21 protein-coding genes are annotated in these 21,685 nt (G+C 60.8%); 15 read left to right on the top strand and 6 right to left on the bottom strand.

The genetic code is table 11. The features are described from left to right. Positions 1–531: 531 nt before the first annotated feature. Complete coding sequence (yaaA, locus tag PspS04_RS04630) at positions 532–1,311, bottom strand: peroxide stress protein YaaA (protein ID WP_159993900.1); 780 nt, start codon at positions 1,309–1,311, stop codon at positions 532–534. A gap of 1,088 nt (positions 1,312–2,399) precedes the next feature. Between yaaA and PspS04_RS04635 the strand changes: the two genes are divergently transcribed. The 6 genes from PspS04_RS04635 (at position 2,400) to PspS04_RS04660 (ending at position 7,527) form a co-directional block, all read left to right on the top strand. Next, entirely contained in the window at positions 2,400–3,524 is a 1,125-nt protein-coding gene (locus PspS04_RS04635) for a polysaccharide deacetylase family protein (protein WP_159993902.1), read from the top strand. A gap of 346 nt (positions 3,525–3,870) precedes the next feature. Beyond that, positions 3,871–5,265, top strand: coding sequence for a PhoH family protein (locus PspS04_RS04640; protein ID WP_095171240.1), 1,395 nt, complete (start codon positions 3,871–3,873; stop codon positions 5,263–5,265). Positions 5,266–5,393: 128 nt separating this feature from the next. After that, positions 5,394–5,867: a cyclic pyranopterin monophosphate synthase MoaC gene (gene moaC, locus PspS04_RS04645; RefSeq protein WP_095171238.1), complete on the top strand. Its 474-nt coding sequence runs from the start codon at positions 5,394–5,396 to the stop codon at positions 5,865–5,867. After that, the gene (locus PspS04_RS04650) at positions 5,864–6,106 is read left to right on the top strand and encodes a MoaD/ThiS family protein (RefSeq protein ID WP_095171236.1); all 243 of its coding nucleotides are present in this window, start codon (positions 5,864–5,866) and stop codon (positions 6,104–6,106) included. The genes moaC and PspS04_RS04650 overlap by 4 nt, the downstream gene beginning before the upstream one ends. A gap of 3 nt (positions 6,107–6,109) precedes the next feature. After that, positions 6,110–6,562 (top strand): molybdopterin synthase catalytic subunit MoaE, encoded by a 453-nt coding sequence (gene moaE / locus PspS04_RS04655; protein ID WP_095171234.1) that lies wholly within the window; start codon positions 6,110–6,112, stop codon positions 6,560–6,562. 188 nt (positions 6,563–6,750) lie between these two features. Next, complete coding sequence (locus PspS04_RS04660) at positions 6,751–7,527, top strand: ABC transporter substrate-binding protein (protein WP_159993904.1); 777 nt, start codon at positions 6,751–6,753, stop codon at positions 7,525–7,527. 184 nt (positions 7,528–7,711) lie between these two features. Here the strand turns inward: PspS04_RS04660 and PspS04_RS04665 are convergent, their stop codons facing one another. The 5 genes from PspS04_RS04665 to PspS04_RS04685 form a co-directional block, all read right to left on the bottom strand. Continuing rightward, positions 7,712–8,347: a helix-turn-helix transcriptional regulator gene (locus tag PspS04_RS04665; protein WP_095171231.1), complete on the bottom strand. Its 636-nt coding sequence runs from the start codon at positions 8,345–8,347 to the stop codon at positions 7,712–7,714. Positions 8,348–8,434: 87 nt separating this feature from the next. Next, complete coding sequence (locus PspS04_RS04670) at positions 8,435–9,562, bottom strand: NAD(P)/FAD-dependent oxidoreductase (RefSeq protein ID WP_159993906.1); 1,128 nt, start codon at positions 9,560–9,562, stop codon at positions 8,435–8,437. Between the two features lie 72 nt (positions 9,563–9,634). Then, positions 9,635–10,585: an ornithine cyclodeaminase family protein gene (locus PspS04_RS04675; RefSeq protein ID WP_159993908.1), complete on the bottom strand. Its 951-nt coding sequence runs from the start codon at positions 10,583–10,585 to the stop codon at positions 9,635–9,637. 129 nt (positions 10,586–10,714) lie between these two features. After that, the gene (rhlB, locus tag PspS04_RS04680) at positions 10,715–12,181 is read right to left on the bottom strand and encodes an ATP-dependent RNA helicase RhlB (protein ID WP_095171225.1); all 1,467 of its coding nucleotides are present in this window, start codon (positions 12,179–12,181) and stop codon (positions 10,715–10,717) included. Between the two features lie 97 nt (positions 12,182–12,278). Then, on the bottom strand, positions 12,279–12,935 hold the full coding sequence (locus tag PspS04_RS04685) for an alpha/beta hydrolase (RefSeq protein WP_159993909.1): 657 nt from the start codon (positions 12,933–12,935) through the stop codon (positions 12,279–12,281). 468 nt (positions 12,936–13,403) lie between these two features. On the opposite strand from PspS04_RS04685, the gene PspS04_RS04690 reads away from it, so the two are divergent. The 9 genes from PspS04_RS04690 to PspS04_RS04730 all read left to right on the top strand — a co-directional run bounded on the left by PspS04_RS04690 (position 13,404) and on the right by PspS04_RS04730 (position 21,679). After that, on the top strand, positions 13,404–14,435 hold the full coding sequence (locus PspS04_RS04690; protein ID WP_159993911.1) for an amino acid ABC transporter substrate-binding protein: 1,032 nt from the start codon (positions 13,404–13,406) through the stop codon (positions 14,433–14,435). A 65-nt stretch (positions 14,436–14,500) separates the two neighbouring features. After that, positions 14,501–15,682: an amino acid ABC transporter permease gene (locus PspS04_RS04695; RefSeq protein ID WP_095171220.1), complete on the top strand. Its 1,182-nt coding sequence runs from the start codon at positions 14,501–14,503 to the stop codon at positions 15,680–15,682. Positions 15,683–15,692: 10 nt separating this feature from the next. Further along, positions 15,693–16,790 (top strand): amino acid ABC transporter permease, encoded by a 1,098-nt coding sequence (locus PspS04_RS04700; RefSeq protein ID WP_095171219.1) that lies wholly within the window; start codon positions 15,693–15,695, stop codon positions 16,788–16,790. 10 nt (positions 16,791–16,800) lie between these two features. Next, positions 16,801–17,565, top strand: coding sequence for an amino acid ABC transporter ATP-binding protein (locus PspS04_RS04705; RefSeq protein WP_095171217.1), 765 nt, complete (start codon positions 16,801–16,803; stop codon positions 17,563–17,565). A gap of 196 nt (positions 17,566–17,761) precedes the next feature. Beyond that, positions 17,762–18,421, top strand: coding sequence for a FadR/GntR family transcriptional regulator (locus PspS04_RS04710; RefSeq protein WP_159993913.1), 660 nt, complete (start codon positions 17,762–17,764; stop codon positions 18,419–18,421). Beyond that, positions 18,411–19,727: a CynX/NimT family MFS transporter gene (locus tag PspS04_RS04715; protein ID WP_159993915.1), complete on the top strand. Its 1,317-nt coding sequence runs from the start codon at positions 18,411–18,413 to the stop codon at positions 19,725–19,727. The genes PspS04_RS04710 and PspS04_RS04715 overlap by 11 nt, the downstream gene beginning before the upstream one ends. Before the next feature lie 113 nt (positions 19,728–19,840). Beyond that, positions 19,841–20,311, top strand: coding sequence for a nuclear transport factor 2 family protein (locus PspS04_RS04720; RefSeq protein ID WP_159993917.1), 471 nt, complete (start codon positions 19,841–19,843; stop codon positions 20,309–20,311). Positions 20,312–20,351: 40 nt separating this feature from the next. Next, entirely contained in the window at positions 20,352–20,663 is a 312-nt protein-coding gene (locus PspS04_RS04725; protein ID WP_159993919.1) for a GIY-YIG nuclease family protein, read from the top strand. Positions 20,664–20,746: 83 nt separating this feature from the next. Continuing rightward, positions 20,747–21,679 (top strand): glutathione S-transferase family protein, encoded by a 933-nt coding sequence (locus PspS04_RS04730; RefSeq protein WP_095171208.1) that lies wholly within the window; start codon positions 20,747–20,749, stop codon positions 21,677–21,679. Positions 21,680–21,685 lie beyond the last annotated feature (6 nt).

Here is a 21,685-nt window from a genome sequence, read left to right on the forward strand (position 1 = left end):
GCCCGCATTGAGCACGCTTATGGGGGGCGCAGCCTTGGCCTTTGGGCAATAGTGAGGTGAGGGGTCTCCTGTCGTTCACTGTTATCCCGGTTTAATGGTGCAGCCTGCCAAGTTCAATGTGACAACTTGGTGAGTGGCTTGGCACTTGGCGTAAGTTATCTCCTACAGCGACATGGAGAATCGTTACCGGTGGTATGAGCGGCGTATTTTCAGATAGTTCATGGCCGTTCATCCCCCACTCTGAAATTTCTTGAAATATTGGCAAAGATGGCACTGCTCTCATATTGATAGCACTTGCCATTTGGCCCTTTATTAATGGGGAGTTAATTGGCGGGGATAGTTTTATGCCACTACCGGGTTAAAAAAATGGTGCCACTAGTGAAAAAAATCACCCTTGTCGAGTGAAATTAAAGTTAGCGCATTGGGGTGGTGGTTTTTTGGCGCCATAAGAATGGCGTAATGGCGTGCAGAGAGGAGAAAGGGGAGCGGGGCGCACGTACCGCTGGTCGGGCCGTGCGCCAGGAGGGTGCGTCAGTCCTCGGCGTGGTCGCGCAGGAACACCAGGCTGTCGGGTTTCGACTGCTCGGCGCTGTAGCGGTAACCCTGCTGGTCGAACTGCTTGAGGTCGGCGGGGTCGTTGATGCGTTCCTGGATGACGAAGCGGCTCATCATGCCGCGGGCCTTTTTCGCGTAGAAACTGATGATCTTGTACTGGCCGTTCTTCAGGTCCTTGAACTCGGTATTGATGATCCGGGCATTCAGGGCGCAGCGCTTGACCGCCGAGAAGTACTCGTTGGAGGCCAGGTTGAGCAGCACATCGTCGCCTTGCTCGGCCAGCGCCTCATTCAACCATTCACTGATCTGCGTGCCCCAGAACGCGTAGAGGTCCTTGCCCCGGGCGTTGGCCAGCTTGGTGCCCATCTCCAGGCGGTAGGGCTGCATCAAGTCCAGCGGGCGCAACAGGCCGTACAGGCCCGAGAGCATGCGCAGGTGTTGCTGGGCATAGTCGAAATCGGCTTCGCTGAAAGTCTGGGCATTCATCCCGGTGTAGACGTCGCCCTTGAAGGCCAGCAGCGCCTGCTTGGCGTTCTGCGGGGTGAACGCCGGGGTCCAGCTGCCAAAGCGCGCGGCATTGAGGCCGCCGATCTTGTCGGAAACGTGCATCAGTTCGCTGATCTGCGCCGGGCTCAACTCGCGCAACTGCTGGATCAGTTCCTGGGAATGATCGAGGTATTGCGGCTGGGTGAAGCGCTGGGTGGCCGGCGGTGTTTGGTAATCGAGGGTCTTGGCGGGGGAAATCACCATCAGCATGAAGTCGTCTCCTTTAATCGTGCGGGGATTCTAGGGGGTTGGGCGGTTTGACTCCAGCTATCAGGACGATAGGTGCCGGGCGGTGTGCGTGTGGTAGGAGCAAAGCTTGCTCGTGATGAACGATAAGCGGATTTTGCGCACATACCGCGTCGCGCCAATCTCGCCAATCGCGGCATAGGTATCTACACAACTGTGGTGCGACGTTGTACCTCTGGGCCTCTGGGGTGTTGGATTAGACCGAGTACATATCCATTTCTTCGGTAACGGCCTCCTATGGTTCCGCCTGACGGCGGCTCACTTTTGAACAGCGCAAAAGTAAGCAAAACGCTTTTACCCCACCACTTGGCACCTCGCTTAGGCTCGGTGTGCCCTCACTCCGGCTTGAATCCGTGGGCCGCCGCCACGCGCCATCCATGGCGCGGGGCGGCTAACCCGGCGTCCTGCCGGGTTACCCACGGCTTCAAGCCTGCGTTCGGCCAGCGTGGTTAACGGGGCGCCCAGGATCAAAAGCAAAGCGAGGCGGCCTAAAAGCCGACCTGATCGCTAGGGCACGCGCGGTGTAGCTTCTACTTCCCAAGACGCTGACGAAGTCAGCCATCTTTTGATCTGGCTCTGGCTCTGGCTCTGGCTCTGGCTCTGGCTTTTGATCCTGGGCGCCCCGTTAACCACGCTGGCCGGAGTCCGATATTGATTTGGGGGGTAAACCGGCAGGACGCCGGTTTAGCCGCACTGGGCCAGGGAGGGCCCATTGCGGCGGCCCCCCAAATCAATGTCGGAGTACGGGCATGCCGAGCCTAAGCGAGGCACCGAGTGGTGGGGTAAAAGCGTTTTGCTTACTTTTGCGCTGTTCAAAAGTGAGCCGCCGTCAGGCGGAACCATAGGAGGCCATTACCGCAAAAATGGATATGTACTCTGCCTAATCCAATACCCCAGAGGCCGCCACGCAAACAAGCTCCCTCGCCACAGGCCGCTACAACGTTGTGTCGATACCTATGCCAATCGCGGGCAAGCCTTGCTCCCACAGAAGGAGGGGAGGCAAGGTGCGGATGGGCTATAGTGCCGCGGGGTTTTGCAACGGAGACGTCCCTTTGCGTATCGCTTTACTGTTTGGCGCCTGGCTGTTCAGTGCGGGCGTGCTTGCCGCGCCCAACGAACCGGCCACCCTCGATCGCAGCACCTGGCCAGAGCAACTGACCAGCCCGACCCTGTTCGATGTCGCCTCACGGGCGGAGATCCTCGCGTTCTCTCGGGCCCTGCTCGACAGTGAAGGGCTCGACGAGCCGGCCCTGAAGCAGCGCCTGGGCTTGCGCATGATCAATCTCGAGGCGATCAATGCCCTGCGCGAGCGGATGTGGGTGCGCTTGCTGGCCAACTACGGGTTCGCCGAGCAAAGCTGCGACCAGGACGCCTCCTTCTGTTTCCTGGTCGAGGACCGCGAGACATTGCGCCAGCAGGCCGCCAAGTTCGAACTCGGGCCGGACTCCTTTTATACCCGTTGGGCCGAGCCGAGCCGGGAGTTTCACCAGCACTACCTGGACGAACAATTGCGCAAGGCCGCGTTGCTGCCCCAGACGAGCAGTGAGGTCGAGCTGTTTGGCGACTACGAGCGCAATGGCGAGCCCCTGCATGACCGGCTGTTTGTCCTGAGTTTCGACAGCGGCGCCAATCGGGTGCCGGATCACACTGCCTGGCTGACCGAGTACCTGCGCAAGGCCAATCTGTCCGGGCTGTTCTTTGTCCTGGGCAGTGATATCCAGGGTCGCCTGGCGCAACAGTCGGTCGCCCAGCTGCAAAAGCTTTACGCGGGCCAGTGCGTCGGGGTCCAGGGGTGGCAGTTCCGTTCCCACAGTCATTGGCAGGACTGGCAGTACTCGGTGACACGCAGCATCGAACTGGTGAAGAAGCGGCTGCCGGAAAACTTCGTGCCGCTGTTCCGCCCACCCAATGGTCAACGGCGCGCCGATGGCGCGGGGTTTTTCCAGGCCCAGGGGCTGCAGGTGGCGCTGTGGGACATCGATCCGGCCGACAGCACCCGGCAACTGACGGGGGAGCAGAGTGCACAGCGGGTCTTGACCCTGATGCTGCTATGGCGCCATGGGGTGATCAATTTCAACACCCGGCAGGATGGGGTGAAAACGGCGCTGCCTTGGCTGTTGGCGCGAACGGCGCAAAGCGGGATTGGCTGGGAGGAGTGTCGGCAGGCATTTCGTTGAAAAGGTAAAAGCCCGGAATCATTGGCTTTCGGCCGATTTTCAGGGGCAATTCGATGCAGGCGGACTTCCGACTTTAACGGTGCCGGTGCCATGCGCCAAGCGGTATTTATCGGGTAAAAAAATAAACTTCAAAAAAGCATCAAAGTGCTTTTTTCTGTCATGGGTTTTGGAGTATTACGAAGACAGACCGCCGAAACCTGCAACACAGGTGGCGTCTTCCAAGACCCCTTGTGTGCAGTTCACTTGAGTCGTGCCGTAGGCGCACGTCAAGTGGACTCGGTGGCCACTTCGAGGCGCAGAACTGTCACGGTATTGCGTCGACTGGCTCCCACAAAGGTGACCGAGTATGGATGATCACGGACGTAGTTCTTCTTCCAACCAGCCAATCCTTTATGTACTCGATACCAACGTATTGATCCACGATCCCAACGCGCTGCTGAACTTTGAAGAGCACCACGTTGCCATCCCGATGACCGTCCTTGAAGAGCTGGACAAGCTCAAGAGTGGCCATCACAGCGTTGCCGCCGAATGCCGCCAGGCCATTCGCCTGATCGACAAGACCCTGGGCGACGCATCCCCTGAAGACGTTGAACTGGGCGTGCCGATCCAGCGTGGAAAAAGCGGGCCCAAGGGGCTGCTGTCGATTCTGATGAGCAAGCGTACCGAACCGAACATCGTCCTGCCCGAGCACCTGAACGACAACATCATCATCAACCAGTTGATCGACCTGCACGCGCGCGAACCGGAGTTGCCGGTGGTGCTGGTCACCAAAGACATCAACATGCGCCTCAAGGCCCGGGCCTGCGGGATCGCGGCAGAGGACTACAGCACCGACCAACTGGTTGATGACGTGTCGTTGCTGCCCAACGGTTATCACAACATGACCGGCTCCTTCTGGGACCGCGTGAGCAAGGTCGAAACCCGTCAGGACCACGGCCGCACCTGGCACCAGGTGCAGTTGATCGACAACCTGCCGGCGGTGCACATCAACGAATTCATCATCGACGAGCAAGGGTTTGTCGGCTGGATCAAGGAAATCCAGGTCGACAAGCTGCTGATCCTCGACCTGCATCAGGAACCCCTGTTGCACCAGGAAGCCTGGGGCCTGAAACCTCGCGACATCTACCAGAGCCTGGCGCTGTACGCCTTGCTGGACCCGGACATCCACCTGGTCAACCTGTCGGGCGCTGCCGGTTCCGGTAAAACCATCCTGGCCCTGGCCGCGGCTATCGAGCAGACCATGGTCAGCAAGCGCTACCGGCGCATTATCGCCACCCGCAGCGTGCAGGGGCTGGACCAGGAGATCGGCTTCCTGCCGGGTACCGAAGCGGAAAAAATGGAGCCTTGGCTTGGCGCCATCACCGATAACCTCGAAGCCTTGCACATGGATGACGAAAGCACCCATGGCAGCGTCGACTACATCCTCAGCAAAGTGCCTTTGCAGTTCAAATCCCTCAACTACATCCGCGGTCGCAGCTTCCAGCAGAGCCTGATCCTGATCGACGAATGCCAGAACCTCACGCCGCACCAGATGAAAACCATCATCACCCGTGCCGGTGCCGGTTCCAAAGTGGTGTGCCTGGGTAACCTGGCGCAGATCGATACCCCTTACCTGTCCGCGACCAGCTCCGGGCTGACGTACCTGACCGAACGCTTCAAGGACTTCCCCAACGGTGTGCACATCACCCTGCAAGGGGTGCCACGTTCGATTCTGGCCGAATACGCCGAATCCCATCTGTAACATCCTCGGTAAACACGGGCGGCCCAACAGCCGCCCGTTTTTTATGGCCCGCTGCGTCCCTGATATTCAAGCGTGCGGAAAATTGACCCGCGGGTTTACAATCGGCGCTCCTGATCAGGAGTAACCCCGTGCTGACTCATCTCGATTCCCAAGGTCGCGCCAATATGGTCGACGTCACCGAAAAAGCCGTGACGTCCCGTGAGGCCACGGCCGAAGCGCTGGTGCGCATGCTTCCCGAAACCCTGCAAATGATTGTCAGCGGCGGCCATCCCAAGGGCGATGTGTTCGCCGTGGCCCGTATTGCCGGAATCCAGGCAGCGAAAAAAACCTCCGACCTGATCCCGCTGTGCCATCCGCTGATGCTGACCGGGGTCAAGGTCGAGCTCAGTGCCGAAGGGGTCGATGCCGTGCGCATCACCGCGCGTTGCAAGTTGGCCGGGCAGACCGGGGTGGAAATGGAAGCCCTGACCGCCGCCAGCATCGCGGCGCTGACCATCTATGACATGTGCAAGGCCGTGGACCGGGGCATGGTCATCGAGAGTGTGCGCCTGCTGGAGAAACTGGGCGGCAAGAGCGGGCACTATCAGGTGGCCGGGCAATGAACCTCACCGTGAAGTTTTTTGCCCGCTACCGCGAAGCCCTGGGCGTGGATTCGGTACAGGTGGAAGGCGATTTCGCCACGGTCGACGATGTCCGGGCGCTGCTGGCGCAACGTGACGGCGCCGAGGTGCTGAGCGAGCAGAACCTGATGTGTGCGCGTAACGAAGAGCTGTGCCAACTGGATGAACCGGTGGGCGACGGCGATGAACTGGCGTTTTTTCCCACTGTGACCGGAGGCTGAGTCATGGCGATTCGCGTGCAGGCGTCGCCCTTCGATCCGGGCGCTGAAGTCAACGCGATGCATGCCGCCAATGTCGGCGTGGGTGCGGTGGTGAGTTTTGTCGGCTACGTGCGTGACTTCAACGACGGCCTCGATGTGGCCGGGATGTTCCTGGAACACTACCCGGGCATGACGCAGAAGGCGCTGGGCAAGATTGCCGAGGAGGCCGAGCAGCGTTGGCCGTTGCTCAAGCTGGAGGTGCTGCACCGCATCGGAGCGTTGCAGCCGGGCGAGCCGATCGTGTTTGTCGGCGCCGCCAGCGCCCACCGCCAGGCGGCGTTCGACGCCTGCGCCTTTGTCATGGACTACCTGAAGACCCGCGCGCCGTTCTGGAAAAAAGAACTGACCAGTGACGGCCCGCGCTGGGTGGACGGGCGTGACAGCGATCACGCGGCGGCGGATCGCTGGAAACCGTAACCTCCAACGCTTGATATCCCCCACTCGACCAATGGCCGAGATACCTCTGTACGCCTGATTGACGACTAATACATAAAAGTCCAGTATGGAATTATAAGTATAAAAAACCGCTTGAGGCTTCAAGCCTTGAGCGTGCAATTGCTTCTCTTCCTCTTGCCAAACCAACAACAACTCGCGAGAAAATCAACATGAAGAAGCTTCCCCTCATCAGTGGTCTGGCCCTCAGTCTGTTGGCGTGCAGCCCGTTGTTCGCGGCTGAGAAAACCCTGCGCCTGGGCATTGAAGCGGCATACCCGCCGTTCGCCTCGAAAACCTCCGAAGGCACGATCACCGGTTTTGACTATGAAATTGGCAATGCGCTGTGCGCGCAGATGAAGGTCAAGTGCGAGTGGGTCGAGGGTGAATTCGATGGGCTGATTCCTTCCCTCAAGGTGAAGAAAATCGACGCGGCCCTGTCGTCCATGACCATCAACGAAGACCGCAAGAAGTCGGTGGATTTCAGCCACAAGTACTACTTCACTTCGTCGCGGTTTGTGATGAAGGACGGTGCCGTGGTGGATGACCAGTACGCCAGCCTCAAGGGCAAGACCCTGGGGGTTCAGCGCGCCACCACCACTGATCGTTTTGCCACTGAAGTGCTGGAGCCCAAGGGCGTGCTGGTCAAGCGCTACAGCAACAACGAAGAAATCTACATGGACCTGGCCGCCGGTCGTCTGGACGGTATTTTCGCCGACACCATTCCGTTGAGCGATTTCCTGTCGATGCCGCGTGGCAAGGGTTATGCGTTCGTCGGGCCAGAACTCAAGGATCCGAAATACGTCGGTGAGGGCGCCGGGATTGCGGTGCGCAAGGGCAACAGCGAACTGGTCGCCGAGTTGAACAAGGCCATCGACGGCATTCGCGCCAATGGCGAATACCAGCAGATTTCCCAGAAGTACTTCAAGTCGGACATCTACGGCGATTGATTAACTGCTATCGCGAGCAAGCGGAGCGCCGCCCGGCTCGCTCCCACAGGTTTGATCGGTGCATGCGGGGGTGTTTGTAGGAGCGAGCTTGCTCGCGATGGTCGTCAACGACGACGCGCCAAGCCTGATTCAACACGGCATCCTCGCGTGCTTCGCTGGCAAGCCGCCAGTGCCTGTCCGCGGGTCAGCCGTGCACGGCCTTCAATTCCTTCAGGTGCTTGTACACCGTCGCCCGTCCCATGTTCAGCACATTGGCCACATAGTTGGAGGCGCTTTTGCCCTTGAAGGCGCCTTCGGCATGCAGGGCCAGCACCAGTTCGCGCTTGTGCTCGCGGGTCAACACGCTCAGGCCCAGTTGTCGTTCCCGCAGCCAGTTGTGCAGGAAGGTGTTGATGCGCTCCTGCCAGTCATCGCGAAACAGTGAATCCGGCTGTGGGATCAGTTTGCTCGGTGACAGGAACAGGTCCAGCGCTGCCTTGGCGTTCTCGAACAGCGAAATGTTCAGGTTGATGCACAGCACGGCCATCGGGTGGCCGTTGCTGTCGCGCAGGACACTGCTCAGGCTGCGGATTTTCTGGCCATCCCAATTGAGCTTCTCGTAGGGGCCGATGTTGCGTTCGCTGATGTCCTCGCTGAGCATGTCTTCGAGCGCCGCATCGCCGCCGATTTCACGCTTGGACAGGTTGTTGGCGATGTAGTCGATTTTCTGTGTGCGCAGGTCGTGCAGCACCACCTCGGCGTGGGGGAAAAACAGCGTGGCAATGGCGTCGGCGATTGCCCGGAAGTTATCCAGTGCAGGGTCTTGTAGAGGTGGGGTCATCGGTGCTGCTCCAGGCAATCGGCGCCCCGTGAGCCGGGGCGCTGGAAGTTTGCCGCAATCGAGTTCGAACGTCACCCCGGCGCCGGCTCAACCAAGGCGCGAAGGGGAGAGCATGCTGGCGCTGAGGCCAAAGTGTTGCAGTGCCGGCGGCAGCTCTTCACCGCGGACCAGCGCCGCGCTGGCCTGGCCCATGGCGGGCGAAGTCTGGATACCGTAGCCGCCCTGGGCGGCAACCCAGAACAGCCCGGGTACTTGCGGGTCGAAGCCGCTGACCAGGTCGCCATCGCTGACAAAGCTGCGCAGGCCGGCCCAGGTGCGGGTCGGGCGGCGGATGGTCAGGGTGGTGGCCTCTTCGATCTGGTAGATGCCCATGGCGATGTCCAGTTCTTCCGGCTGCACGTCATGGGGCTCTACCGGGTCGGCGTTGGCCGGCGAGCCGAGGAACATCCCGGCATCGGGTTTCATGTAGAAGGATTCGTCGAGGCTCACCAGCATCGGCCAGGCGTGGCAATCAAGGTCCTTGGGGCCTTCGAAGATAAACGCCGCGCGCCGCTTGGGAATCAGCCCCAGCGGCTGGGCGCCGGCCATTGCACCGAGATGGTCGGCCCAGGCGCCGGCGGCATTGATGATGATCGGCGCGCTGAACGTCTGGCCGGCGGTCTGCACGTGCCACAGCCCCTGGGGATCACGGCTCAGGCCCAGCACTTCGCAATCGGTGTGCAGCTGTCCCTGATTGCGGCGGATGCCCCGCAGATAACCCTGGTGCAGGGCATCGGTGTCGATGTCGGTGGCGGTCGGGTCGTAGATTGCGCCAAAGACCTTGTCCCGGCGCAGGATCGGCAGGCGTGCCAGGGCCTCGTTGGCGCTGAGCAACTGCATCTGCGGCACGGTGGCCTTGGCACTGAGGTATTGATTGCGCAGCTCATCCGGGTCGCCGGTGAAGTCCACGGTCATCTCGCCTCGAGGGGTGAGCAGCGGGTGTTCGCAGAAGCCCGCTGGCGGGGCATCGAAGAATTCCCGGCTGGCCTGGGTCAGCGCGCGTACTTGCGGGGTGCCATACGCGGCGGTGTACAGCGCCGCGGAACGCCCGGTGGAATGGTAGGCCGGGTGGGATTCGCGCTCGAGCACGATGACCCGGCCGTGGGGCGACAGCCAGAAACCGGTGGAAGCCCCGGCAATACCGCCGCCGATGATGATGAAGTCTGCCTGGGTCATGAACGTGTCCTTAAAGGCGTAAACACCTGTCCCTTGTAGGAGCGAGCAAGCTCGCTCCTACAGGGATTTGGGTCAGTTGAGCAGGTGGTAGATGGCATTGGCCAGCGCGATGTCTTCCAGGCCCAGGCCGATGGAGCGGAAGAACACGTGGCGCTCGTACGTCGGGCGTGGTATCTGGCCGCTGAGCAGTTGCGCCAGGTCGCCGACGATCGCCGCCGGGTTCCAGTCGTGTTGTTCGCGGGCGATCAACATTTCCCCGGCAGCGTCTGGAGTGGTCCGACGGTAGTCGCAATACACCTGCATCTGGCCGAGGCTGTGCGGCGGGACTTCGTGGGCGCGCACCGCGTTGGTACTGATGGAGGTGATCAAGGCGGGCTTGCGCAAGCTCAGTGGGTCGATCACCGGGCCGGCGGAGGAGGTGCAGAGCATGATCACATCGGCCTCCTCGAGCGCCGCCTCCAGGCTGTCCTGGATCTGCAGGCGCGAGTCCATGGCCATCCATTGCGCCAGCGCCGCTGGATCACGCGTCGCCAGGCTTGGCGAATAGAGGCTGATGCTGTGCCACTCGCGCAGTTGCCGGGCGTAGTGCAGATGCGCTTGGGCTACGGGGCCGCTGCCTATGATCACCAGGCGAGTGGCATCCGGCCGGGCCAGGGCGTCCACTGCTACGGCCGTGGTGGCGGCGGTGCGCGCGGTGGTCAGTTCGCCGGCATCGCACAGCAGCAGAGGCTGGCCGGTGCGCATCGACATCAGCAGGGTCCAGGCGGTCACCAGCGCGCCGCCTTGCGCACGCACGATGTAGGGCGAGGTTTTCACCCCATAGACAGCATCTTCGGCCAACACCCCTAGGTAATTGATGAAGTCCCCGGCACCCTGGGGGAACTCCACCAGTTGCTGGGCCGGTTGCACGGCCTGGCCGGCTGCCAGGTCACGGAACAATTTGCGCAGGATCTGCGACACGTCAACCTGCGCCAGCAGTTCGCGAGCCTGGGCTTGGTCGATCACAAAAGGGGAAGGGGGCATGCGCAGGCTCCGTGGATTTGCGTGTGAACTAATTTGTCCATTGTGGACTTATTGTTCTTGTTGGCAATATCCAGGCGTAAAAAAAGCGCAGTCCGTGATCGGCTGCGCTTGGGGTGTGGCGACCCGAACTTACGGGCGCTTACGCTCTACCGGGCGCAGCAGATGGGTCGACGGGGTTTCGCAACTGATCTTGCGGCCCAGCAGCGCCTCGATGGACGGTAGCTGGTAGGAGTCATCTTCACCGGCAAAGCTGATGGAGACGCCCTCGGCGCCTGCACGACCGGTCCGGCCAATGCGGTGCACGTAATCGTCCGGCACTTCCGGCAGGGTGAAGTTGATCACGTGGCTGATGCCGTCGATGTGAATCCCGCGGCCGGCGACATCGGTGGCCACCAGGACGCGGATCTTGCCCTCGCGAAAACCTTCCAGGGTCTTGATGCGCTTGTGCTGCGGCACGTCGCCCGACAGTTGGGCAGCGTTGACGCCGTCGCGGACCAGGCGTTCTTCGATGCGCCGCACTTCGTCCTTGCGGTTGGCGAAGACCATCACCCGCTCCCAGCCGTTGTCGGTCACCAGGTTGTAGAGCAGCTTGTACTTATCGGCACCGGCAACGGCGTAGATGTGCTGTTCGACGTTTTCGCTGGCAACGTTCTCGGCTTCGATCTCGACGATGGACGGGTCGGTGGTCCATTGCTTGGCCAGGTTCATCACGTCTTCGGTGAAGGTGGCCGAGAACAGCAGGGTTTGGCGTTCGCTTTTCGGTGGGGTCTGGCGAATGATCTGGCGCACTTGTGGGATGAAACCCATGTCGAGCATCCGGTCCGCTTCGTCCAGCACCATTACTTCGACCATGTCCAGGTGCACGTCGCCGCGCTGGTTGAAGTCCAGCAGGCGGCCTGGGGTGGCTACCAGGATGTCGCAGTGCCGGGCTTCGAGGTGCTTGAGCTGCTTGTCGAAGTCCATGCCGCCGACAAAGGTCATGACGTTGAGGCCGGTGTACTTGGTCAGGTCGGCTGCGTCCTTGGCGATCTGCACCACCAGTTCACGGGTCGGCGCGATGATCAGTGCCCGTGGCTCACCCATGTAGCGCTCTTTGGGCGGTGGGGTCTGCAGCAACTGGGTGATGATCGAGACCAGGAACGCGGCGGTCTTGCCGGTGCCGGTTTGTGCGCGGCCGATGGCGTCTTTGCCGGCCAGGGTGAAGCCCAATACCTGCGCCTGGATTGGCGTGCAGTACGGGAAGCCCAGGTCCTGGATGGCGTGCATCAGCTCCGGGGCTAGCTTGAAGTCGTGGAAGCGGGTCTTGCCTTCCTGCGGTTCGACGACGAAATCTTCGAGTTTCCAGGCCACGACCGGCGGTTTTGGCGCGCGTTCGCGACGCGGCTTCGGGGTTTCGCTGCGCGCTTTTGGCGGGGCAACGTCGGTGGCCGGTGTGTTCACTGGCTCGTTCTGCGGTGCCGCGACAGCTGCGGTCCGACCAGGCTGATGACCGTCGGTGCGGTGGCTGGTGGTTGGGGAGGGTGCGCTGGAGCTGGGCGCGAGCTGCTCAGCCTCGCTTTTACCGAACATTTTCTTGAGTGCTTTGAGCACGGTCATCTCATCAATTGGTTAAGGAATGTACGCCGGCCAGTGTAATGCAAGAATCGGGCGCGGCGTAGTGCGTTGGTCACACTGCTACATAGATGTGGGTGGATTAGCGCAAACGCTCGGCGAGCCAGGCGCCAATATCACGAATTTCTTCGGGTAACACTTCATGCCCCATTGGGTATTCCTGCCATGTCACGGTGACACCACGGGTCTTCAAGTACTCGTAGGCGCTGCGGCCCATGGCGTTTTGCACCACCTCATCGTACTGGCCGTGCAGGCACAGCACCGGAATACGTTGCTGGCTGGCGGATAGCTCGAGTTCGTCAGTGAAGGTGGGGGCATAAGTGGAGAGGGCAAGTACGCCACCCAGTGGACCCTGCCACTTGAGGAAGGTGCTGTGCAGGACCACCGCGCCACCCTGGGAAAAACCCGCGAGGAAAATCCGCGAAGGGTCTATTCCGCCCGCGCGCTGCTCTTCGATCAAATCGATGATGCGTTGCGCCGACGCTTCCAGTTGCTCGCGGTCGATTGCCCGGGCCGGACTCATGGCCAGAATGTCGTACCAGCTGGGCATCTCGTAACCACCGTTGATGGTCACTGCGCGGGTCGGCGCCTGGGGCAGGACGAAGCGCGTGGTCTGCAGGGTTTCCTGCAGGGCTTCGGCCACGGGCAGGAAGTCGTAGCGGTCGGCGCCCAGGCCGTGGAGCCAGATGACACAAGCATCTGCGGTCTTGACGGGTTCAAGAATCAAGGGATGGTTCATGGCTGCTCCAATGTTGTGCGTTCGCCCGCTTTGAGTGCGAGCTCAAAGTGCACGGCGGGTCGATCAGTTAAGAAGTTGTCGCAAGGTTGCAAGTTTTGCTCTTGACCTGCGGCTGAATCGCTTTAGCGCCCGGTGTGGTACGGGCCTTGCTATGGGAAAACCTGTGCACGCGATCCTGCGCCTGGCGGTAACACTATCAGGCAACCGCCCGGCGCGGGAGAGCAAAAAATCCGCTGATGGACGTTCGCCATAGGCCGCTACGGGCTTGGCAGACAAGAAAGGGCTACAGCCCGTTCGGCCGATTGGTGAGCAGTGAGTTTTCCATGATGTGGATTTTCTCCTACTAGACTCATAGCTAAGGTCTTACGCCGCTTGACCCTAAAACAAGCCAACACGGGTCAACAGCGCCTCATAAGGGTGCGGCAGGACTCAAGCTCCGACACAACAAGAGCAAAACTGGAGGTTTGAATGAAGATGTTGAAATCCACCCTGGCAATGGTGACTGCGGCCGCAGTACTCGGTGTCAGCGGGTTCGCTCAGGCGGGGGCAACCCTGGATGCAGTGCAGAAGAAGGGTTTCGTACAGTGCGGCGTCAGTGACGGTCTGCCGGGTTTCTCGGTACCGGATTCCACCGGCAAGATCCTCGGTATTGATGCCGACTTCTGTCGCGCGGTGGCCGCCGCGGTATTCGGCGACGCAACCAAAGTGAAGTTCAGTCAGTTGAACGCCAAGGAACGCTTCACCGCGCTGCAGTCCGGTGAAATTGACATCCTGTCGCGCAACACCACCATGACCAGCTCCCGCGACGCGGGCATGGGCCTGAAGTTTCCTGGCTTCATCACCTACTACGACGGCATCGGCTTCCTGGTAAACAACAAGCTGGGCGTCAAGAGTGCCAAGGAACTGGACGGCGCGACCATCTGCATTCAAGCCGGTACCACGACCGAGCTGAACGTTTCCGATTACTTCCGCGGCAACGGCCTGAAATACACGCCGATCACCTTCGACACCTCCGACGAAAGCGCCAAGTCGCTGGAATCCGGTCGTTGCGACGTGCTGACCTCGGACAAGTCCCAGCTGTTCGCCCAGCGCAGCAAGCTGGCCGCACCGAAGGACTACGTGGTTCTGCCGGAAACCATTTCCAAGGAGCCACTGGGCCCTGTCGTGCGTAATGGCGATGACGAGTGGCTGGCCGTGATCCGCTGGACAGGCTACGCCATGCTCAACGCTGAAGAGGCCGGCATTACTTCGAAAAACGTCGAAGCCGAAGCCAAGTCCACCAAGAACCCGGATGTCGCTCGTATGCTCGGGGCGGACGGTGAATACGGTAAGGACCTGAAGCTGCCGAAAGACTGGGTCGTGCAGATCGTCAAGCAAGTCGGCAACTACGGTGAAGTGTTCGAGAAAAACCTCGGCAAGGGCACTCCGCTGGAAATCGACCGCGGGCTGAACGCTCTGTGGAACAACGGCGGCATTCAATACGCACCACCAGTGCGCTGATGGTTCTATCACCCGGTGGGCCAACCACCGGGTGATGTTCTGTACCATTATTTCTGGGGCACTCCATGCAAAATTCTATCGGCGCACCAAAGCAGAGGCTCAGCCTCAGCGATCCAAAAGTGCGTGCGTGGCTATTCCAGATCATCACCATTGTGGCGGTGGTCTCGATGGGCTGGTATCTGTTCGACAACACGCAGACCAACCTGCAACACCGGGGTATTACCTCCGGCTTCGATTTTCTTGAGCGCAGTGCCGGTTTCGGTATCGCGCAAACCCTGATCGACTACACCGAATCGGACAGCTATGCCCGAGTGTTTGTCATCGGCCTGCTCAACACCTTGTTGGTGACCTTCATTGGCGTGATCCTGGCGACGATCCTGGGGTTTATCGTCGGCGTATCACGGCTTTCGAAGAACTGGATCATTGCCAAGCTGGCGACCGTGTACGTGGAAGTCTTCCGCAACATTCCGCCGCTGCTGCAGATCCTGTTCTGGTACTTCGCGGTGTTCCTGACCATGCCGGGGCCACGCAACAGCCATAACTTCGGCGACACCTTCTTCGTCAGCAGCCGCGGCTTGAACATGCCGGCCGCGTTGACGGCGGACGGTTTCTGGCCGTTTGTCGCCAGCATCGGCGTAGCCATTGTGGCGATTGTGCTGATGAACCGCTGGGCGACCAAACGCTTCGAGGCGACCGGTGTACCTTTTCATAAATTCTGGGTGGGCCTGGCGCTGTTCCTGCTGATCCCGGCGCTCTGTGCGGTGATCTTCGGCACACCGCTGCACTGGGAGTTGCCCAAGCTGCAAGGCTTCAACTTTGTCGGCGGCTGGGTGCTGATCCCGGAACTGCTGGCACTGACCCTGGCCCTGACCGTGTACACCGCGGCGTTCATCGCCGAGATCGTGCGTTCGGGCATCAAGTCGGTCAGCCACGGCCAGACCGAGGCGGCGCACTCCCTCGGTTTGCGCAACGGCCCGACCCTGCGCAAGGTGATCATTCCCCAGGCGTTGCGGGTGATCATTCCGCCGCTGACCAGCCAATACCTCAACCTGGCGAAGAACTCCTCGCTGGCGGCCGGTATCGGTTACCCGGAAATGGTCTCGCTGTTTGCCGGCACGGTGCTGAACCAGACCGGACAGGCGATCGAGGTGATTGCTATCACCATGAGCGTGTACCTGGCGATCAGCATCAGCATTTCCTTGCTGATGAACTGGTACAACAAGCGCATTGCGCTGATCGAGCGGTAAGGAATAGCGCATGAGTACTCATACTTTCAAACCGGACATGCCACCGCCGAGCAGCAGCATCGGCGTGGTGGCGTGGATGCGCGCCAACATGTTCTCCAGCTGGCTCAACACCCTGCTGACGCTGTTCGCGTTCTACCTGATCTACCTGGTGGTGCCGCCGATCCTGCAGTGGGCGATCATCGACGCCAACTGGGTCGGTACCAGCCAGGCCGACTGCACCAAGGACGGCGCCTGCTGGGTGTTCATCCAGCAGCGCTTTGGCCAGTTCATGTATGGCTACTACCCGGTGGACATGCGCTGGCGCGTGGACCTGACCGTGTGGCTGGCGGTCATCGGCGTGGCACCGCTGTTCATCTCGCGCTTCCCGCGCAAAGCAGTGTATGGGCTGAGCTTCCTGGTGCTGTACCCGATCATTGCCTGGTGCCTGTTGCATGGCGGCGTTTTCGGCTTGAGCCAAGTGGCGACGAGCCAATGGGGCGGCCTGATGCTGACCCTGGTGATCGCCACGGTCGGGATTGCCGGAGCGCTGCCGCTGGGCATCATCCTGGCCCTGGGACGGCGCTCGAACATGCCGGCGATTCGGGTGGTCTGCGTGACCTTCATCGAGTTCTGGCGCGGCGTGCCATTGATCACGGTGCTGTTCATGTCCTCGGTGATGTTGCCGTTGTTCCTGCCCGAGGGCATGAACTTCGACAAGCTGCTGCGGGCGCTGATCGGGGTGATCCTGTTCCAGTCAGCCTACGTCGCCGAAGTGGTGCGTGGCGGCCTGCAAGCGATTCCCAAGGGGCAGTACGAAGCGGCTGCCGCGATGGGCCTGGGGTACTGGCGCAGCATGGGCCTGGTGATCCTGCCGCAAGCCTTGAAGCTGGTGATCCCCGGTATCGTCAACACTTTCATTGCGCTGTTCAAGGACACCAGCCTGGTGATCATCATCGGCCTGTTCGACTTGCTCAACAGCGTCAAGCAAGCCGCCGCCGACCCGAAATGGTTGGGCATGGCCACTGAGGGCTACGTGTTCGCGGCTCTGGTGTTCTGGATTTTCTGTTTTGGTATGTCGCGCTATTCCATGCACCTGGAACGCAAGCTCGACACTGGCCACAAGCGTTAGGAGTTCTGTAATGAGCGAAGCAAGCAAACAGCCGGTGAGCCCTGAAGGCATTATTCAGATGCAGGGCGTGAACAAGTGGTACGGCCAGTTCCATGTGTTGAAAGACATCAACCTCAACGTCAAGCAGGGCGAGCGGATTGTCCTGTGCGGGCCTTCGGGTTCCGGCAAGTCGACCACCATTCGCTGTCTCAACCGCCTGGAAGAGCATCAGCAAGGGCGGATCGTGGTCGATGGCGTGGAGTTGACCAATGACCTCAAGCAGATTGAAACGGTGCGCCGTGAAGTCGGCATGGTGTTCCAGCACTTCAATCTGTTTCCACACCTGACGATTTTACAGAACTGCACCCTGGCGCCGATGTGGGTGCGCAAGATGCCCAAGCGCAAGGCTGAGGAGATTGCCATGCACTATCTGGAGCGCGTACGCATTCCGGAGCAGGCGCACAAGTATCCAGGGCAACTGTCGGGTGGCCAGCAGCAGCGGGTAGCGATTGCCCGGGCGCTGTGCATGAAGCCGAAGATCATGCTGTTCGACGAACCGACGTCGGCGCTCGATCCGGAGATGGTCAAGGAAGTGCTCGATACCATGATCGGTTTGGCTGAAGACGGCATGACCATGCTCTGTGTGACCCATGAGATGGGTTTTGCGCGGACGGTGGCGAATCGGGTGATCTTTATGGACAAGGGGGAGATTGTTGAGCAGGCGGCGCCGAATGACTTTTTCGACAATCCGCAGAATGAGCGGACCAAGTTGTTCTTGAGTCAGATTTTGCATTGATTGGGGTTGCTGAGTGAGATGAACCCGGACTTGTTCCGGGTTTTTTTTCGCCCGAACGCCGCCCGACCCCAAGCAACCAAAGGCTTTACCTCTGACGTCCGGCCCCCCGCAACCAACATCCTCATTGCTCTACCCAGTCAAGCTGACTAACATGTCAAAAAAATTCATCCTATGATTGGATGAAAGGGCGAATTTAATGACAGACACTTCTCCACTGATCAAGCGTTCCCTGGTCGACCAGGCCTTGGAGCAACTGCGCCTGCGCATTAACACCGGCAGTTGGACGGTTGGCCAGCGCCTGCCCACCGAGCCTGAGTTGGCGGCTGAGTTGGGGATTAGTCGTAATACGGTGCGTGAGGCCATGCGGGTGCTGGCGTTTTCCGGGTTGATTGAGATTCGCCAGGGTGACGGCAGTTACCTGCGGGCGGTGGTCGATCCGTTGGATACGATGAAGGCCTTGTCCCGTTGCTCTCATGAACAGGCCCGGGAGACCCGGCATATTCTTGAAGTGGAGGCGATTGGCCTGGCGGCGTTGCGTCGGACCGATGAGGACCTGGTGGCCCTGCGTGAGGCGCTGACAATCAGTGGTACCCACTATCACGGCGACCTTGATAGCTACATCGCCTGCGACATGGTGTTTCACCGCCGCTTGGTGGATGCCGCGCACAACCCGACCCTCAGTGAGCTGTACCGCTACTTCTCCAGCATTGTCGGCGCGCAGTTGCGCGAGACTTTGAACATCGTCCCCAGACGTCAAGCCGTGTTCGACTTGCATGTCGATTTGCTCGACGCCGTCGAACAGCGCGATCCAGAGCGGGCCAAGGCCCTTTGCCGGCAGTTGATCAATGAGCCTTGAAACCGAGAATTCCATGTCCAGCCAACCGGCCAACACCCGCGATACCGTCTCCCCCAAACGCTCGGCAGAGCTTGAAGAGCTGCTGATCGATGCCGAGGCCGATGATGAGCAAGTCCAGCAGAGCCAGCCGCTGTTGCTTCGTCCCTGGCTGTTGTTGCTGGGGCTGATCCTGGTGGCGTTGAACCTGCGTCCGGCGCTGTCGAGCATGGCGCCGCTGCTCAGCGACGTGTCGAAGAGTCTTGGCTTGTCGGCGGCCCAGGCGGGGTTGCTGACTACCTTGCCCGTGTTGTGCCTGGGGCTGTTCGCGCCCTTGGCGCCGATCCTGGCACGGCGTTTTGGTGCCGAGCGCGTGGTGCTGGGGATTCTCCTGACCCTGGCGGGCGGGATCATCCTGCGCAGTTCTTTCGGCGAGATCGGCCTGTTTGCCGGGAGCATCCTGGCCGGCGCCAGCATTGGGGTGATCGGCGTATTGCTGCCGGGGATCGTCAAGCGTGATTTTGCCAAGCACGCCGGCACCATGACGGGCGTCTACACCATGGCCTTGTGCCTGGGCGCCGCCATGGCCGCCGGCGCGTCAGTGCCTTTGAGCGAGCATTTTGGGCAGAACTGGACCGTGGGCCTGGGGTTCTGGGTGATTCCGGCACTGCTTGCTGCGGTTTTCTGGCTGCCGCAGGTGGGGCAAAAACACGGCGCCCACAATGTCGCGTATCGGGTACGCGGGCTGCTGCGTGACCCGCTGGCCTGGCAAGTGACCTTTTACATGGGCCTGCAGTCGTCGCTGGCCTATATCGTCTTTGGCTGGTTGCCGTCGATCCTGATCGGCCGTGGCCTGACGCCGACCCAGGCCGGGTTGGTGCTGTCGGGTTCGGTAATTGTGCAATTGGCCAGTTCCCTGGCCGCCCCCTGGCTGGCTACGCGGGGCAAGGACCAGCGCCTGGCGATCGTGGTGGTGATGCTGATGACCCTGGGCGGGCTGTTCGGTTGCCTGTACGCGCCGATTGACGGCTTGTGGGGCTGGGCGATCCTGCTGGGCCTGGGGCAGGGCGCAACCTTCGCCCTGGCGCTGACCCTGATTGTATTGCGCTCGCGTGATGCCCATGTGGCAGCCAACCTGTCGAGCATGGCCCAGGGGTTCGGCTACACCCTGGCGTCCATGGGCCCGTTTGCGGTGGGCCTGGTGCACGACTGGACCGGAGGCTGGACCGCGTTGGGCTGGATTTTCGGGGTGATTGGCCTGGGCGCGATCATCGCGGGGCTGGGGGCCGGGCGCGCCCGGTACGTGCAGGTCGAAAGCGAACGGGTGTGACGGCGTCGCACTGGCGGTATTTGTGCTGCGAATGGCGGTAGTGTTGCCAAGGTTTGCAGACTATCGTGCAGGTATCTTTCGCAGCCATTTTTGACCATGCAGGGAGCCTGCCCATGAGTGACGCCAATCGCGCCGTGATCACTGAGTTCTATCGAGCCTTTCAGCGCCTGGATGCCGAAGCCATGAGCGCCTGCTACAGCGAGGATGTGCTGTTCAGTGATCCGGCTTTTGGCGAGCTGCGCGGGCGCGATGCCGCTGACATGTGGCGGATGCTCACCACCCGGGCCAAGGACTTTTCCCTGACCTTCGACAACGTGCAAGCCGATGAGCGCAGCGGCAGTGCGCACTGGGTTGCCCGCTACCTGTTCAGCCAGACCGGCAACACCGTGGTCAACGACATCCAGGCACGCTTCGTCCTGCGTGACGGCAAGATCTGCGAGCACCACGACACCTTTGATCTGTGGCGCTGGTCGCGCCAGGCCCTCGGTGTCAAAGGCCTGCTCCTGGGCTGGACGCCGCTGGTGGGCAACGCCGTGCGCAAACAGGCGCTCAAAGGCTTGAGGGCGTTCCAGGCCAGTCGCTGATAAGATCTGCAGCTGTTTTCCTTCAAGCCCTGAACGTCACGTGAACAGCCCCAGCCAATCCTCCGTCATACCCGTCGAGCCCGTGGTGCCTGCCAGCAAGCCCTGGTTCGTCTACCTCGTTCGTGCGGCCAATGGCGCGTTGTATTGCGGCATCAGCGACGACCCGCAAAAGCGTTTCGCCAAGCACCAGAGCGGCAAGGGCGCGCGGTTTTTTCTCTCGAGCCCGGCGATGGCGCTGGTCTATACCGAGGCCTGCCTCGACAAGAGCGAAGCGTTGCGCCAGGAACGCCTGATCAAGAAGCTGCGCAAGAGCGCCAAGGAATGCCTGGTGGCGACTTATCACCCTGAGTGATCAGTTGTCATCAGGCAGATGGGTAGGCTGCTATTCGATTGCGCGCTAAGCTGCTGGCTTCTTACATCAGCGGCGGATTGTGTATGTCAGAGTTGATTCTTCACCATTACCCGACTTCTCCTTTCGCAGAAAAGGCGCGGCTGTTGCTGGGCTTCAAAGGGTTGTCCTGGCGCTCGGTGAACATCTCGCCGATGATGCCCAAGCCCGACCTCACGGCCTTGACTGGTGGCTACCGTCGTACGCCGGTGCTGCAGATCGGTGCCGATATCTATTGCGACACCGCGCTGATTGCCCGCCGACTGGAGCAGCAAAAAGCCCTGCCGGCGTTCTTCCCCGAAGGGCAGGAAATGGTCAGCGCCACGGTCGCCGCCTGGGCCGACTCGGTGGTGTTCCAGCATGCGGTCAGTCTGGTGTTCCAGCCCGAATCGATAGCGGTACGTTTTGCCAGGTTATCACCGGAGGCGGTGAAGGCCTTTGTCGCCGACCGCGCCGGACTGTTCAGTGGTGGTAGCGCCACCCGACTGTCGGCGGACCAGGCCCGTCATCAATGGCCGACGATCATGGCGCGCCTTGAGCAGCAACTGCAGCGTGATGGCGACTACCTGTTCGGCGAGCCTTCGATTGCCGACTTCGCCTTGGCCCATCCGCTGTGGTTCTTGAAGGGCACGCCCGTCACTGCGCCCCTGGTGGATGCCTATCCGACAGTCTCGGCCTGGCTGACCCGGGTACTGGGTTTCGGTCATGGTGCATTCAGTGAGATGAGCGCAGAAGAAGCCTTGCAGGTGGCGCGGGACTCAACCCCGGCGGCCCTGCCGGATGAACCGTTCAACGAACCGAATGGTTTTACCGCAGGCCAGCAGGTGGTGATCGCGGCAACCGATTACGGGGTTGATCCGGTGGCCGGCGAGTTGCTGTTTGCCGGCAGTGAAGAGCTGATCCTGCGCCGCGAAGACCCGCGTGGTGGGGTGGTGCATGTGCACTTTCCGCGGTTTGGTTTTCGTATCGAGGCTTGCTAGCAGCGG

It is taken from the genome of Pseudomonas sp. S04 (assembly GCF_009834545.1).
GTDB lineage: Bacteria > Pseudomonadota > Gammaproteobacteria > Pseudomonadales > Pseudomonadaceae > Aquipseudomonas.